At 74.5% G+C, this 855-nt stretch carries 1 protein-coding gene; it reads right to left on the bottom strand.

What is annotated here, in order from left to right; genetic code table 11:
* The coding region (locus tag NP777_RS46965) for a beta-ketoacyl reductase (RefSeq protein ID WP_256656336.1) at nucleotides 1-855 on the bottom strand (855 nt) is incomplete at both ends.

Below are 855 nucleotides of genomic sequence, written 5' to 3'. Positions count from 1 at the left end.
GGCAACCGCCGGAGCCACCACGCCGCCACTCACCGCGGCGTCCGCGCCCACCAGTTCCGTCCGCAGATGGTCGGCGAGGGCGGTGGCGTTCGGGTAGTCGTAGATGAGCGTGGCGGCGAGGCGCAGGCCGGTCGCCGCGTTCAGCCGGTTGCGGAGCTCGATCGCGGCCAGCGAGTCGAAGCCCAGCTCCTTGAACGCCCGCCCGGCCCCCACCGCCTCGGCCCCGCCGTGCCCCAGCACCGACGCGACCTGCGCACGCACCAACTCCAGCAGCGCCCGGTCCTGTTCGGCCTTCGGCAGGCCACTCAGGCGCTCGCCGAGCGGGGAGGCGGAGTCGGCGTCGGTGACGACCTTGACGGTGTCGGCGCCGGTCGCGGCGCCCGGCCCGGCCTCCGCCGCCAGTTCGGCGATCAGCGGGCTCGGCCGTACGGCGGTGAGCGTGCGGGTGAAGTTCTCCCAGTCGAGGTCCGCGACCGTCACGGCGGTGTCATCGAGGTCCAGCGCCTGCCGCAGCGCGGCGACAGCCGACTCGGGCGCCATCGGCGGCATGCCCTCGCGGCGCATCCGCCGCTCCATGGCGTCGTCACCGGCCATCCCGGAGTCCGCCCACGGGCCCCAGGCGATCGAGGTGGCGGGCAGGCCCTCGGCGCGGCGCAGCTCGGCCAGCGCGTCCAAGTAGGCGTTGGCCGCAGCGTAGTTGCCCTGACCGGCGGCGCCCACCGACCCGGTGATCGAGGAGAAGAGGACGAACGCCGAAAGGTCCAGGTCGCGCGTCAGCTCGTCCAGATGCAGCGCGGCGTCGGCCTTCGCCCGGAGCACCGAGGCGAACCGCTCGGGCGTGAGCGAGTCCAGTAC

This window comes from Streptomyces rugosispiralis (assembly GCF_024505145.1).
Taxonomy (GTDB): Bacteria; Actinomycetota; Actinomycetes; order Streptomycetales; family Streptomycetaceae; genus Streptomyces; species Streptomyces rugosispiralis.
Note: the sequence above shows the minus strand (reverse complement) of the source record. Positions and strands in the feature narration are given on the sequence as shown.